Here is a 12,727-nt window from a genome sequence, read left to right on the forward strand (position 1 = left end):
TCCGGCGGTTTCGCTTGGCATGGTTGGCGTCCAGGCCCCGGTCTTCCACATCCCTCGGGTACCCCCCGTCACCGCGGTCCCGATGCCCCACCGGGCCCTCGAAGCGAGGGGAGCGTGGGATCAGGTGCGCGGGTGGTACGAGAACACGCTCGGCTGGCCCACCGCGCCCGGGGCGCCGGTACGGCTGCGCACGGGCGTCCGCTTCGACGTGCTCGACGTCCCGGCCGAGGCCGGTCAGGCCGCACTGGAGCGACTGGGGCTGCTGGTACTGCCGTGGGCGCAGGGATCACCGGGGGCCGGCTCCCCGGTGGCCGTCCAGGGTGAGCGCATGCTGCTGCTGGTGGCCGCGGGGAGCGCGGAGGAGCTGCCCGGGCTGCTGGACTGGCTGGAGTGGGGCTCACTGGCACTGGACCTGACGGCGATCGGCGCGGGCGGCCTCACGGACGCGCCCCTGCCCCCCGGGGCCGGCTCGACCGGGCCGTGGCCGCTTCCCCTGGGCCACGTCGGTTCGCAGGGGGCCGCCGTGTGGCTGCGGCCCCCCGAGCCGGGGTGCGAGGTCGAGACCTCGCTGCCGACGCTGTCGGCCGTGGGGGGCGACGGGGTCGCTCCCGATCTCGCACGGCTGGTCCACACGCTGGCGACCCAGTGCCACCGGGTCGGGCTGCGGCGCGCGTGCGGCCGGCCGCCGACCCCTTCGCGTACGCCGCGCTGAACGCGCGGACGGTGCGTACGGGCGGCAGGCGTGCGGGCCTGCGGGCCTGCGGGCAGCGTGCGCAGCCTGTGGCGCGGGCCGGACGGTCAGCCGTTCGCCTTCTCGTACGCCTCACGAATGGCCTGGGGAACACGGCCGCGGTCGTTGACCTCGAGACCCTGCTCCTTCGCCCAGGCGCGGATCGCCGCGGTGTCCTGGCTGCCGGCCGAAGAGGCGCGCGCCTTCCCGCGACCGCCGGAAGCGCGGCCCCCGGTGCGGCGACCGCCCTTCACGTAAGGCTCGAGAAGGTCACGGAGCTTGTCCGCATTGGCGGTGGTGAGATCGATCTCGTACGTCTTGCCGTCCAACGCGAACGTCACGGTCTCGTCCGCCTCGCCGCCGTCGAGGTCATCGACAAGAAGGACCTGAACCTTCTGTGCCACCGGATTTCCTTTCATCGATAACTTGAGGGCCGGAGGTCCGCCGGCGTCCGCCGTATCGCCGTCCCCTGTTATATGCAGTACTGCAGTACGTCGGAAAGCAAACCGCTTTTGCCGGAAAAACACAAACCCTCGGCGGAGACTCGAAGCCCGCCTCCGGACCGGAAAGATGCGCGTTTCGGACATAGGGAACCGGCGTACGGTCCGTCCGTCGAATAAACCTGGCGCGGGGTTGCGGATCCTTGCCGGCGCATGGGCTACCGCTTGTCCCGCCGCATGCGCCGCCTCTTGCCGAAGCCCGGCGATCACAGATGCAGAAGCATCCGGCTGTTGCCCAAGGTGTTCGGTTTCACCCGTTCGAGACCGAGGAACTCCGCTACGCCCTCGTCATAGGAACGCAGCAGCTCTGTGTAGACATCCGTGTCGACGGGCGTCTCTCCGATCTCCACGAAGCCGTGCTTGCTGAAGAAGTCCACTTCGAAGGTCAGGCAGAAAACGCGTCGAACACCGAGCCAGCGCGCGGTCTGCAGCAACTTCTCCAGCAACTGATGTCCGACTCCGGCACCCTTCAGGCCCGGCTTCACCGCGAGAGTCCGCACTTCCGCGAGGTCTTCCCACATCACGTGCAGGGCGCCGCAGCCGACCACCTCGGCGTTGTCGTCCCGTTCCGCGACCCAGAACTCCTGGATGTCCTCGTAAAGCGTCACCGTCGCTTTGTCGAGCAGGATGCGGTCACGGGCGTAGGCGTCGAGGAGCCTGCGCACGGCCGGGACATCGCTGGTGCGGGCCCGCCGGACGGTGATGGCTTTTGACATGTGGGGACGCTATCGCCCGTCGGCGTCCGGTACCGAGCCGGGGTTGGGGCCGGAGGTTTCCGGGCCCTGGACGATGCGGATGGCGTCTCTCAGTGCCTGGCGTTGTTCCTCGCTCATCATGCCGAAGAAGGCGACGAGGGCGGCTGCGGGGTTGTCGCTCTGGGACCAGGCGTCGTTCATCAACGCGGCGGCGTAGGCGGCGCGGGTGGAGACCGCCTCATATCGATAGGCGCGGCCTTCCGCCTCGCGGCGCACCCAGCCCTTCTGATGGAGATTGTCCAGAACGGTCATCACCGTGGTGTACGCGATGGACCGTTCCTGCTGGAGGTCTTCCAGGACTTCTCGAACGGTCACCGGGCGGTTCCACTTCCACACCCTCGTCATGACCGCGTCTTCGAGTTCTCCCAATGGGCGAGGCACAACTCAGAACAATAGTGGGAGATCTCGGGACTGGCGTGCCGGACGTGCATCTTTACTGGCAAACGTGCACAAAAAGGGCGTACGACCCGGTGTGGAGTCGTACGCGGTGGGGGTGGGCGGGCCGTGCCAGGGGCGGTCAGGCTTCGGGGTGCGCCGGGGCCTGGCGGGTGCTCTCCGCCCGTGCGAGGGCGGCGTCCACGGCCGCGTCCTCCTTGGCCTTGTTGGCGCCGCCCTGGGTCTTCACGATCACCCTGATCACACCGATGAAGAGTGCGGCCATGACGACCGGGGGCAGGAGCGCGGAGACGTAGTCCATGGATCCAGGGTAGCCACGGGGTGGGTGCCGGATGCCGCCGGGTGGCGTGGGGCGGGCGCCGGTCGGGGTCAGCCGGCGGCGAGGTGGTGCCGGGAGCCGGCGGGGGGCTGGGTCGGCTTGCGGCGGGGGAAGACCTCGCCGGGGGTGGGGATGGGGCGCTTGGGGGCGTTCGGGGCCGCCGGGGAGGGCTGGGGGCCCGGCTTCTGGGCGGGCTTCTTCTCGGGCTTTCCGGCGGGGTCCTGGCCGGCCGCGCAACGGCCGCCGGGCAGGGCCTTGAGGCGGGTGCGGGCGGCGGGGAGGACGGCCGTCGCGCGGGGGCGCGGGGCCGGCTCGGGGTCTGCTCCGCACCGGGCCAGGAGGGCGGCCGCGGCCGGGTTGCCACGCAGGGCCCGGAGGGCGGCGAGATCGTCCGCGCCGGGGCGGTGTCCGGCACCCAGGGCCTCGTCCAGGAGCGTGAGGTAGCCGGTCGCGGCGCCGGGGAGGGCGGCGCGGTACCGGGCGAGGTCGGCCACCAGGAAGGCGCGCAGCCGCGCGCTCTCCCGCATCGCCTCGTCCAGCGACTCCGCGAGGCGTAGGCAGTCCTGGACGTCCTCGGCCGAGACGGGGCTGGGGTTGAGGGCGAGGGCGAGGGCGCGTCGGAGCACACGCAGCTCCTGGACGCCGAACGCCATGCCGCCGCGGGATCCGTATGGCGTGGGCATGTGGCGACGATACGCGCTAATCAGACAAACCTGGCATAGCGGGCGGGTGTGGCGTGGGGGAGCCACTCGGGTGGGGGTGGGGGCCTGTGCCTGTAGGTATCTGTGGGTGCCTGCGGCGGCCTGTGCGGGTGCGGTGGGGGTGCGCGTGGCGCCATCGGTTGCGGTTGTGGGTCGGGGCCGTGCCGGGGGGTGTCCGTCCTCGGAACGGCGCGGAATCGGTGGGTGACCGGCTCGCCCGGCGTTGACGCGCCAACCGCTGCGGGCGGACACCCCCCGACACGTCCCCTTCTCGCCGTACGCGACTGCCGCGCCGTCGCGGTGCCCGCGGAGCGCCACGCCGTGCGCGTCTGCGGGTTCGGCACGGTGACCACGAAGTGCCGCGCCGCGTCACCGCGCAGTCACGCGCCCGCCGCCGTGACCGTCGGGCGCCGCGCCACCGTGACCGCGGGCGGCCGCACTCGCCCAGCCACGGGCAGCCCGGCTCGCCCAGCCGCAGGCGGCCGGGTCACCCAGCCGCGGGCAGTCGTGCCGCCTGGGGCGGCACGGGTGGGCGCGGGCGGCAACCCGCAAGCGCCGGGCCGCGCGACCCACCCCTGGCCCGCACCCAGGCCGGGCACCGGAGCGAACGCCGGACCAGGAGCGCCCGCACCCACGCCGGGCAACCGGCGAACGCCGGGCCGGCGCACCCACGCCGGGCAACCGGCAAACGCCGGGCCGGCGCACCCACGCCGGGCGGCAGGGCGAACGCCGGATCATCGCACCCGGCGCGTCGGCTACATGCGGGACACGTTCCGCTCGTACACCAGCCGCAGTCCCATCAGCGTCAGCCACGGCTCGTGTTCGTCGATGACCGAGGACTCCCCCAGCACCATGGGCGCGAGCCCGCCCGTCGCGATGACCGTGACGTCGTCCGGGTCGGAGGCCAGCTCGCGGGCCATGCGGTTGACGACCCCGTCGACCTGGCCGGCGAAGCCGTACACGATGCCGGCCTGCATGGCCTCGACCGTGTTCTTGCCGATCACGCTGCGAGGACGCGCCACCTCGATCTTGCGGAGCTGCGCGCCCTTGACGCCGAGGGCCTCGACGGAGATCTCGATGCCGGGGGCGATGACCCCGCCGACGTACTCCCCGCGCGCGCTGACCGCGTCGAACGTCGTCGCCGTGCCGAAGTCGACGACGATCGCGGGACCGCCGTACAGCTCGACCGCCGCGACGGCGTTGATGATGCGGTCGGCGCCGACCTCCTTCGGGTGGTCGGTGAGGATGGGCACCCCGGTCTTGACGCCTGGTTCGACGAGGACCGCGGGGACATCGCCGTAGTAGCGGCGGGTCACCTCGCGCAGCTCGTGCAGGACCGAGGGGACGGTGGCGCAGATGGCGATGCCGTCGATGCCGTCGCCCAGTTCGTCGCCGAGGAGCGGGTGCATGCCCATCAGGCCCTGGAGGAGGACCGCGAGCTCGTCGGCCGTGCGGCGCGCGTCCGTGGAGATGCGCCAGTGCTCGACGATGTCCTCGCCGTCGAAGAGGCCCAGGACGGTGTGCGTGTTGCCTACGTCGATCGTCAGCAGCATGGCCGTCCTACTCCGCCGCTCGCAGGTCCAGGCCGATGTCCAGGATCGGCGAGGAGTGGGTGAGGGCCCCGACCGCCAGGTAGTCGACGCCCGTGTCCGCGTACGCCTTGGCGTTGTCGAGGGTCAGGCGGCCCGACGCCTCCAGGGCGGCCCGGCCGTTCACGAGGGCGACGGCCTCCTCGCACTCGCCCGGCGTGAAGTTGTCCAGCAGGATGAGGTCGGCGCCGGCGTCCACGACCTCGCGCAGCTGGTGCAGGGTGTCGACCTCGACCTCGATGGGGACGTCGGGGAAGCGTTCGCGGACGGCGTTGAAGGCCTCGGCGACGCCGCCCGCGGCGACCACGTGGTTGTCCTTGACCAGGGCCGCGTCCGAGAGGGACATGCGGTGGTTGACGCCGCCGCCGCAGCGGACCGCGAACTTCTCCAGGGCACGCAGGCCCGGCGTCGTCTTGCGGGTGTCGCGGACCTTGGCCCCGGTGCCCTCGAGGACGTCCGCCCACGCGCGCGTGGCCGTCGCGACGCCCGACAGTCGGCACAGGAGGTTCAGCGCGCTGCGTTCGGCGGTGAGGAGGTCGCGGGTGCGGGTGGTCACGGAGAGGAGCACCTGACCGGCTTCCACGCGGTCGCCGTCCTCGACGTGGCGTTCCACCTCGAACTCGTCCGTGCAGACGATCGACAGGACCGCCTCGGCGACCCGGAGGCCGGCCACCACGCCCGCCTCGCGCGCGGTGAAGTCGGCGGTGGCCACGGCGTCCTCCGGGATGGTCGCGACCGTCGTCACGTCCACGCCGTGGGCCAGGTCCTCCTGGATGGCGACGTTCGCGATGTCCTCGACCTCCACGGGGTCGAGTCCGGCGTTCACCAGCAGGGCCGCGAGCGCGGGGTCCAGGCCGCACTCCAGGTAGGTCTCTTCGTCGCTGTCCGCGCCGCAGGCGCAGCCGTCGCCGCAGCCTCCGGCGGAGGCGAGGGGAAGGTCGGGGGTGTTCACTGCTCTCACTGCTCCTGGGGGCGCTGCGTCGGCTGGGAAAAGGGTGCGGTCGGGGGAAATTCTGCGGTCTCCGTGGGGTGCACGGCGAGGGTCCGGTCCGGGTTCAGGCGCACGACGATGTGGCGGCGCCACGTGGTGTCGTCGCGGTCGGGGTGGTCCTCGCGCCAGTGGCAGCCGCGGGTCTCCTCGCGCTGTGCCGCCGCTCCCACCAGGGCGCGGGCCACGCACAGGAGGTTGGTGGCCTCCCAGGTGTCGACGCCCGGCTCGGCCGTCTTGCCGTTCTCCTGGAGGGCTTCCCGGGCCTCGGTGTGAAGCCGGTCGAGCTGGTCGGCGGCCCGCGTGAGGGATGCGGCGGAGCGCAGGACGCCGGCGCCCTCGGTCATGATCCGCTGGATGGTGAAGCGGGCCTCGGGCGGGAGGAGGGGGTGCGCGGGCTGCTCCGGGTACGGGACCGGGGCGGGCACGCGTGCGTGGAGGGGGTCCCCCGCGATGTCGGCGGCGATGCGCTCGGCGTAGACCAGTCCCTCCAGGAGGGAGTTGGAGGCCAGGCGGTTGGCGCCGTGCACGCCGGTGCAGGCGACCTCGCCGCACGCGTACAGGCCTGGGACGGTGGTGCGGCCGTGGGAGTCCGTGCGGATTCCGCCGGAGGCGTAGTGGGCCGCCGGGGCGACGGGGACGGGTTCCGTGACCGGGTCGATGCCGTGGGCGCGGCAGGCCGCGAGGATCGTCGGGAAGCGGTGCTCCCACATGTCGGCGCCGAAGTGCCGGGCGTCGAGGTACATGTGCTCGGCGCCCCGCTCCTGCATGCGGCGCATGATGCCCTTGGCGACGATGTCCCGGGGGGCGAGTTCGCCGAGTTCGTGCTGCCCCTGCATGAAGCGCACGCCCTCGCCGTCCACCAGGTGGGCGCCCTCGCCGCGTACCGCCTCCGAGACCAGGGGCTGCTGGCCCTCCGCGTCCGGGCCGAGGAAGAGGACCGTGGGGTGGAACTGGACGAATTCGAGGTCGCTCACCTCGGCGCCCGCGCGGAGCGCGAGGGCCACGCCGTCGCCCGTGGAGACGGACGGGTTGGTGGTCGCCGAGTAGACCTGGCCCATGCCGCCGGTCGCCAGGACCACGGCGGGGGCGTGGACCGCCCCGACGCCGTCGTGCTGGCCCTCGCCCATGACGTGCAGGGTGACACCGGCGGTGCGGCCGTCGGCGTCCGTGAGGAGGTCGAGGACGAGGGCGTTCTCGATGGTGCGCACGCCACGCGCGCGTACCGCCTCGACGAGGGCCCGGGAGATCTCCGCGCCGGTGGCGTCGCCGCCGGCGTGGGCGATGCGGCGGCGGTGGTGGCCTCCCTCGCGGGTCAGTGCCAGGCCGCCCTCGGAGGACTCGTCGAACTGGGCGCCCGTGGCGATGAGCCGCCGTACGGCGTCGGGCCCCTCGGTGACCAGGATGCGGACCGCTTCCTCGTCGCACAGGCCCGCGCCGGCGACCAGGGTGTCGTCCAGGTGCTGTTCGGGGGTGTCGCCCTCGCCGAGGGCCGCGGCGATGCCGCCCTGCGCCCAGCGGGTGGAGCCGTCGTCGAGGCGGGCCTTGGTGACGACGACCGTCGTCAGCCCGGCCGCCTCGCAGCGCAGGGCCGCGGTGAGGCCGGCGACGCCGGAGCCGACGACCACCACGTCGGCGGCGATGGCCCACCCGGGCGCGGGTGCGTGCAGTCGTATGCCTGTGGTGGTCACGAGGCGGCTCCGAAGGTGAGGGAGATGTTGTCGATCAGCCGGGTCGCGCCGACCCGGGCGGCGACGGCGAGGACGGCCTCGCCGGTGAAGTCGTCCCCGATCTCGGTGAAGTCGGACGGATCCACCAGGGCGAGGTAGTCCAGCTCCAGCGGCGGGTCGAAGCGGGCGGCGTCGTCCAGGACCAGGCGGGCGGCGGCGCGGACGGCCGCCGGGTTGCCGGGGGTGGCCTCGGCGACGGCGTGGGCGTCGGCCGCCGCGCGGGACTCCCCGAGGGCGCTGAGGGCCTCGGCACGCGCACGCGTGGCGGGCACCTCACGGGCCCGGGCGCGCAGCGCCTCCTGGGCGACGTGCCGGTCGAGGCCCGCGAACAGGGCCTGGGACAGCGCGAGGGCCGTACGGCGCTCCTGGGGCGAGAGGTAGCGGTTGCGGCTGGAGAGGGCCAGGCCGTCGTCCTCGCGGACGGTGGGGACGCCGACGATGTCCACACCGAAGTTCAGGTCGCGCACCATGCGGCGGATCAGCGCCAGCTGCTGGGCGTCCTTCTGGCCGTACAGGGCCACGTCGGGGCGGGTGAGGTGCAGCAGCTTGGCGACGACCGTGAGCATGCCGTCGAAGTGGCCGGGCCGGGACGCGCCCTCCAGGCGTTCGCCCATGGGGCCCGCGGTGATGCGGACCTGGGGCTCGCCGCCCGGGTAGACCTCCTCGACGGCGGGGGCGAAGACGGCGTCGGCGCCCGCCTGCCCGGCGATCTCGAGGTCGGCTTCCAGCGTGCGCGGATAGCGGTCGAGGTCCTCGCCCTGACCGAACTGGAGCGGGTTGACGAAGACGGTGACGACGACCTCGCCGTCCGGCCCGGCGATCCCGCGCGCCGTACGGATCAGGGTGGCGTGGCCCTCGTGCAGGGCGCCCATGGTCATCACGACGGCACGGCGACCGCGGCGCACGCGCGCGTGCAGCTCGTCGGCGGTACGCAGCAGGGTGGTGGTCATCGGGCGTCTCCCTCGGTGCCGTTGGCGAGTACCCCGAGCAGGTCCTCGGCGAGCTCGGGCTTGAGCAGCCCGTGGGCCAGCGCCCGGTCGGCGGTCGCGCGGGCCATCGCCAGGTAGCCGGCGACGGCCTGCGGGGCGTGTTCGCGCAGCTCCCCGATGTGCGCGGCGACCGTGCCCGCGTCCCCGCGCGCGACGGGTCCGGTCAGGGCGGCGTCGCCGGAGCGCAGGGCGTTGTCGAGGGCGGCGCCCAGCAGCGGGCCGAGCATCCGGTCGGGGGCGTCGACACCCGCGGTGCGCAGCAGCTCCATGGACTGGGCGACCAGGGTGACCAGGTGGTTGGCGCCCAGGGCGAGGGCCGCGTGGTACAGGGGGCGCTTGTCCTCCGCGATCCACTCCGGCTCGCCGCCCATCTCGATGACGAGGGCCTCGGCGGCCAGCCGCAGCTCCTCGGGGGCGGTGACGCCGAAGGAGCACCCGGCCAGGCGCTGGACGTCCACGGGGGTTCCGGTGAAGGTCATCGCCGGGTGCAGGGCCAGCGGCAGGGCGCCGGCCCGCAGGGCGGGCTCCAGGACCTTGGCTCCGTACCGCCCGGAGGTGTGGACGAGCAGCTGGCCGGGGCGGACCGCGCCGGTCTCGGCGAGCCCGGTCACGAGGCCGGGCAGGGCGTCGTCCGGGACGGTCAGCAGCACCAGCTCGGAGCGGCCCAGGACCTCCGCGGGCGGCACGAGCGGGACGTCGGGGAGCAGGGCCGCGGCACGTCGTCTGGAGGCTTCGGACACCCCGGAGACGGCCACCGGGCGGTGCCCGGCGAGTTGGAGGGACGCGGCCAGCGCGGGTCCCACCCGGCCGGCGCCGACGACGCCGACGGTGAGCCGCGCCGGGCGGTCCTTGGGATCTGGCTGTGGGGTTGTGTTCACGCGACGGCGGCCTTCCCGTTCCAGTCCGCTCGGGGTACCGGACGATTTCTCGTCATGTTAACGCGATCGGTTCGGGGGGCGTTCGGTTGTCCACAGGCTGTGGGTTTCCGTGCGGATCCGGAGCGCACGCACGCGCGCGCGTGTGGATGCGGCAGAGCCGTCGCACACGCACGCGTGCGGACGGGGACCGTGGGCGGAAACCCGGATGCCCGCCCGGACCGGCACCCGGCATGATCCCTGCATGAGCGATACGGCGGAGCAGAGCGGGCGGCGCACCGGGGAACCGGCTGAACGGGAGCCGGCGGAGGAACGGCGCAAACGGCTCCGCGAGCGGCGTGCCGCCGCTCATCGGGGCGCTCGGCGCGTACTCGCCCGCCCGGGCTTCGTCACGTCCCTGCGGGAGCGGCTCGCCCTGCTGGACGGCGCGGCGGAGCTGTACGACCTCGACGAGCCGTCGGACATGTACGGCAACGGCGTGGTCGAGTCCCTGGAGGAGAAGGCGGCCGCCCTGCTCGGCCAGGAGGCCGCCGGCTTCTTCCCGACCGGCACGATGGCCCAGCAGGTGGCCCTGCGCTGCTGGGCGGGCCGCACCGGCAGCCAGGCCGTCGCCCTGCACGGGCTCAGCCACCCCGAGGTGCACGAGCGGAACGCCTTCAGCCAGGTCAGCGGGCTGCGCCCGGTACGGGTGACCAGCGCGCCCCGGCCGCCGACCGCCGACGAGGTGCGCGAGCTGGAGGAGCCGTTCGGTTCGCTGATGCTGGAGCTGCCGCTGAGGGATGCGGGTTACCTGCTGCCGACGTGGGAGGAGCTCAACCAGGTCGTCGAGGCGGCCCGGGAGCGCGATGCGGTGGTCCACTTCGACGGGGCCCGCCTGTGGGAGACCACCGTCCACTTCGGCCGTCCCCTGGACGAGATAGCGAGCCTGGCGGACAGCGTGTACGTCTCGTTCTACAAGTCGCTCAAGGGCTACGGCGGCGCCGCGCTCGCCGGTCCGCGGTGGCTGGTGGAGGAGGCGAAGGTCTGGCGGCACCGCTACGGCGGCATGGTGTTCCAGCAGTTCCCGACCGCCCTGTCGGCGCTGGCGGGCTTGGACCGCGAGCTGCCCAGGCTGCCGGAGTACGTGGCCCACGCGCGCGTGGTGGCCGCCGCGCTGCGCGAGGGCTTCGCGGCGGCCGGGGTGCCGTGGGCGCGCGTGCATCCCGAGGTGCCGCACACCCACGAGTTCCAGGTCTGGCTGCCCTATGACGCCGACGTGGTCGCCGAGGCCGCGGTCCGGCAGGGCGAGGAGACGGGCACCCTGCTCTTCTCCCGGGCCTGGGACGCCCCCGGCCCGGGGCTCGCCGTCACCGAGGTCGCGGTGGAGGAGACCGGCCTGGAGTGGACGGCCGCCGACGTGCGGGCGGCGGTCGCCGGCCTCGTCGCCCGGCTCAGCCCGGAGGGCGACGCCTAGGGCGCGGGGACAGCCACCGGGCCGTCGCCTGCAGCGAACGGCCGCGGGCCGGACGGCCGGCGAGCACCGCGCGGAAGCGGCGGAACTCGCGCCACTCACGCACGACCCGCCGGTCGTGGGTGCCGGGCGCGGGCGGCACGGGTTCGCCGAGCTGCCGGGCACGGTAGGTGTCGAGGAGGTACTGCTGCGTGATGCTCATGGCGGACGCCTTCTCCGGATCGCCTTCTCAGGCCGGATGTCAGGGGAAAGGGGCCGGGCTCCGCGGCTGCCCCGGTGGTCCCAGACTGCTCCCGTACGGTGCCCGCGTCGCGTGGATTGACGGCGGTCGTCAATCGAGGGCCGCGTTGTCGGTGGCGCGGTGCACCATGAGGGCATGAGCGTGCGCATCGACATCGCGGGGCTGCGGCCGGAGAGGGTCGCCGTCGTGCCCTCTCCCCTGGCCGAGCTCTGCATGGCGCTGCACGCGCTGTCCGAGCCGGCGCACCACCCGGGCCTGCAGGGCTGGGTCACCGGCGTCACCGCCCGGTTGGACTCGCACCTGGCCGACCGGATGTGCGAGGCCGACTTCCTGTGGCGGACGACGTTCTCCGACCTGTTCATGCCGTTCGCCGGCATCCCGGGCCGCAGCACGCTGCCGGGCGCGACCCTCGCCGAGGACCTGGACCTGCTGGACAAGCTGTCGGACGAGCAGTTCGTGGACGCGGCGCTGGAGTTCACGTGCGCCCTGCCGTACAGCACCCGCGGATCGTCGGCCCTCTCGGACGCCGGGGTCCGACGGCGCGCCCTGGACCTGGCCGCGGCGCGGGGGCCGCAGCAGCTGCGCTTCAGCGAGCGGCTGCTGGCCGATCCGCCGCGGATCCGGGCCTGGCTGCGGCAGTTCCTGCACGACTGCGACGAGGCGTTCTTCTCGGAGGCCTGGTCCCGGCTGCGCCACCAGCTCGCGGCCGATGCCCGCCACAAGACGGACATCCTGAGGCGCAAGGGTCTGGCCGAGGCGCTGGCCGCGGTGTCCCCGGCGGTGACGCTGGACGAGGCCGCCGGGCGGATCACGATCGACAAGCTGGGCGACGGTGCCACGGCCACCGGGGACGGCGGTCTGCTGCTCCTGCCCACCAGCCTCGGCTGGCCCCACCTGTCCGTGCTGCACCGCTGCGACTGGCAGCCGGTGCTGCACTACCCCGTCGGTTCCCCCGAGATGGCCTCACCGCCGTCGGTCGAGCAGCTCACGCTGCGGATGTCCGCGCTGTCCCACCCGGTCCGTATGCGGATCTGCCGCCACCTGGCCCGCAGCGCGTACACCACGAGCGAGCTGGCGCAGGCGCACGGCATGACGGCCCCGGAGATATCCCGGCACCTGGGCGTGCTGAAGAAGGCGGGCCTGATCACCACCCGTCGCCGCGGGCGGTACGTCCTGCACCAACTGGACGTGACGGTGGTGGCCCGGCTGGGCAGCGACTTCCTGGAGGGCATCCTCCGGTAGCCGCACGCCGGGCGGTCGGTGCACCGGTCCCGACCCGCGCCCGCCGGGTCCGCGTCCACAGTGCCCCCGCGGTGATCCGGTCACCGGCATGAGGGGGATCACCACGCCGGCACGCGGCGCAGCACGGAGCCGGCGTTCCCCGGGGTCCCACAGGACGCCGCCGGGCAGGCGGCGCGTGTGCCCTGTGCGGGCAGTCATGGGACGGCCCGCCGCCCCGAAGGG

Annotated in this window: 14 protein-coding genes; 3 read left to right on the forward strand and 11 right to left on the reverse strand. The window is 73.7% G+C overall.

What is annotated here, in order from left to right; genetic code table 11:
* Positions 1-19 precede the first annotated feature (19 nt).
* The gene (locus tag IE260_RS22525) at positions 20-712 is read left to right on the forward strand and encodes an SCO3374 family protein (protein ID WP_189874688.1); all 693 of its coding nucleotides are present in this window, start codon (positions 20-22) and stop codon (positions 710-712) included.
* An 86-nt stretch (positions 713-798) separates the two neighbouring features.
* Here the strand turns inward: IE260_RS22525 and IE260_RS22530 are convergent, their stop codons facing one another.
* The 10 genes from IE260_RS22530 to IE260_RS22575 all read right to left on the reverse strand — a co-directional run bounded on the left by IE260_RS22530 (position 799) and on the right by IE260_RS22575 (position 9,575).
* Positions 799-1,134, reverse strand: coding sequence for a histone-like nucleoid-structuring protein Lsr2 (locus tag IE260_RS22530; protein WP_189874690.1), 336 nt, complete (start codon positions 1,132-1,134; stop codon positions 799-801).
* A gap of 302 nt (positions 1,135-1,436) precedes the next feature.
* Positions 1,437-1,946: an amino-acid N-acetyltransferase gene (locus IE260_RS22535; protein ID WP_189874692.1), complete on the reverse strand. Its 510-nt coding sequence runs from the start codon at positions 1,944-1,946 to the stop codon at positions 1,437-1,439.
* Between the two features lie 9 nt (positions 1,947-1,955).
* On the reverse strand, positions 1,956-2,354 hold the full coding sequence (locus IE260_RS22540; RefSeq protein ID WP_189874694.1) for a BlaI/MecI/CopY family transcriptional regulator: 399 nt from the start codon (positions 2,352-2,354) through the stop codon (positions 1,956-1,958).
* A 148-nt stretch (positions 2,355-2,502) separates the two neighbouring features.
* Positions 2,503-2,682 carry a hypothetical protein gene (locus IE260_RS22545; RefSeq protein ID WP_189874696.1) on the reverse strand — a complete coding sequence of 60 codons (180 nt, stop codon included), beginning with the start codon at positions 2,680-2,682 and terminating at the stop codon, positions 2,503-2,505.
* Between the two features lie 68 nt (positions 2,683-2,750).
* Positions 2,751-3,383, reverse strand: coding sequence for a hypothetical protein (locus IE260_RS22550; protein WP_189874698.1), 633 nt, complete (start codon positions 3,381-3,383; stop codon positions 2,751-2,753).
* A 773-nt stretch (positions 3,384-4,156) separates the two neighbouring features.
* A complete protein-coding gene (locus tag IE260_RS22555) occupies positions 4,157-4,954 on the reverse strand; it encodes a type III pantothenate kinase (protein ID WP_189874700.1) in 798 nt (265 codons plus the stop codon).
* 7 nt (positions 4,955-4,961) lie between these two features.
* On the reverse strand, positions 4,962-5,942 hold the full coding sequence (gene nadC / locus IE260_RS22560; RefSeq protein WP_189874702.1) for a carboxylating nicotinate-nucleotide diphosphorylase: 981 nt from the start codon (positions 5,940-5,942) through the stop codon (positions 4,962-4,964).
* Between the two features lie 5 nt (positions 5,943-5,947).
* Positions 5,948-7,669 (reverse strand): L-aspartate oxidase, encoded by a 1,722-nt coding sequence (locus IE260_RS22565; protein WP_189874704.1) that lies wholly within the window; start codon positions 7,667-7,669, stop codon positions 5,948-5,950.
* A complete protein-coding gene (panC, locus tag IE260_RS22570; protein WP_189874706.1) occupies positions 7,666-8,658 on the reverse strand; it encodes a pantoate--beta-alanine ligase in 993 nt (330 codons plus the stop codon). Before panC ends, IE260_RS22565 begins: the two co-directional genes overlap by 4 nt.
* Complete coding sequence (locus tag IE260_RS22575) at positions 8,655-9,575, reverse strand: Rossmann-like and DUF2520 domain-containing protein (RefSeq protein ID WP_189874707.1); 921 nt, start codon at positions 9,573-9,575, stop codon at positions 8,655-8,657. The genes panC and IE260_RS22575 overlap by 4 nt, the downstream gene beginning before the upstream one ends.
* Before the next feature lie 241 nt (positions 9,576-9,816).
* On the opposite strand from IE260_RS22575, the gene IE260_RS22580 reads away from it, so the two are divergent.
* Positions 9,817-11,025, forward strand: a complete 1,209-nt coding sequence (locus IE260_RS22580) for a threonine aldolase family protein (protein ID WP_189874709.1) — start codon at positions 9,817-9,819, stop codon at positions 11,023-11,025.
* Here IE260_RS22580 and IE260_RS22585 read toward each other — a convergent pair.
* On the reverse strand, positions 11,003-11,224 hold the full coding sequence (locus tag IE260_RS22585; RefSeq protein WP_189874711.1) for a hypothetical protein: 222 nt from the start codon (positions 11,222-11,224) through the stop codon (positions 11,003-11,005). The genes IE260_RS22580 and IE260_RS22585 overlap by 23 nt on opposite strands.
* 174 nt (positions 11,225-11,398) lie before the next feature.
* Here IE260_RS22585 and IE260_RS22590 point away from each other — a divergent pair, with 174 nt between their 5' ends.
* Entirely contained in the window at positions 11,399-12,505 is a 1,107-nt protein-coding gene (locus IE260_RS22590) for a DUF5937 family protein (protein ID WP_189874713.1), read from the forward strand.
* Positions 12,506-12,727 lie beyond the last annotated feature (222 nt).

This window comes from Streptomyces viridiviolaceus (genome assembly GCF_014650995.1).
Lineage (GTDB): Bacteria > Actinomycetota > Actinomycetes > Streptomycetales > Streptomycetaceae > Streptomyces > Streptomyces viridiviolaceus.

Excerpts from the sequence above, each read along its gene's own strand:
- IE260_RS22525 (WP_189874688.1), top strand. The coding sequence starts at position 20 with ATGGTTGGCGTCCAGGCCCCGGTCTTCCACATCCCTCGGGTACCCCCC.
- IE260_RS22535 (WP_189874692.1), bottom strand. The coding sequence starts at position 1,946 with ATGTCAAAAGCCATCACCGTCCGGCGGGCCCGCACCAGCGATGTCCCG.
- IE260_RS22545 (WP_189874696.1), bottom strand. The coding sequence starts at position 2,682 with ATGGACTACGTCTCCGCGCTCCTGCCCCCGGTCGTCATGGCCGCACTC.
- IE260_RS22550 (WP_189874698.1), bottom strand. The coding sequence starts at position 3,383 with ATGCCCACGCCATACGGATCCCGCGGCGGCATGGCGTTCGGCGTCCAG.
- IE260_RS22555 (WP_189874700.1), bottom strand. The coding sequence starts at position 4,954 with ATGCTGCTGACGATCGACGTAGGCAACACGCACACCGTCCTGGGCCTC.
- panC (WP_189874706.1), bottom strand. The coding sequence starts at position 8,658 with ATGACCACCACCCTGCTGCGTACCGCCGACGAGCTGCACGCGCGCGTG.
- IE260_RS22580 (WP_189874709.1), top strand. The coding sequence starts at position 9,817 with ATGAGCGATACGGCGGAGCAGAGCGGGCGGCGCACCGGGGAACCGGCT.
- IE260_RS22585 (WP_189874711.1), bottom strand. The coding sequence starts at position 11,224 with ATGAGCATCACGCAGCAGTACCTCCTCGACACCTACCGTGCCCGGCAG.
- IE260_RS22590 (WP_189874713.1), top strand. The coding sequence starts at position 11,399 with ATGAGCGTGCGCATCGACATCGCGGGGCTGCGGCCGGAGAGGGTCGCC.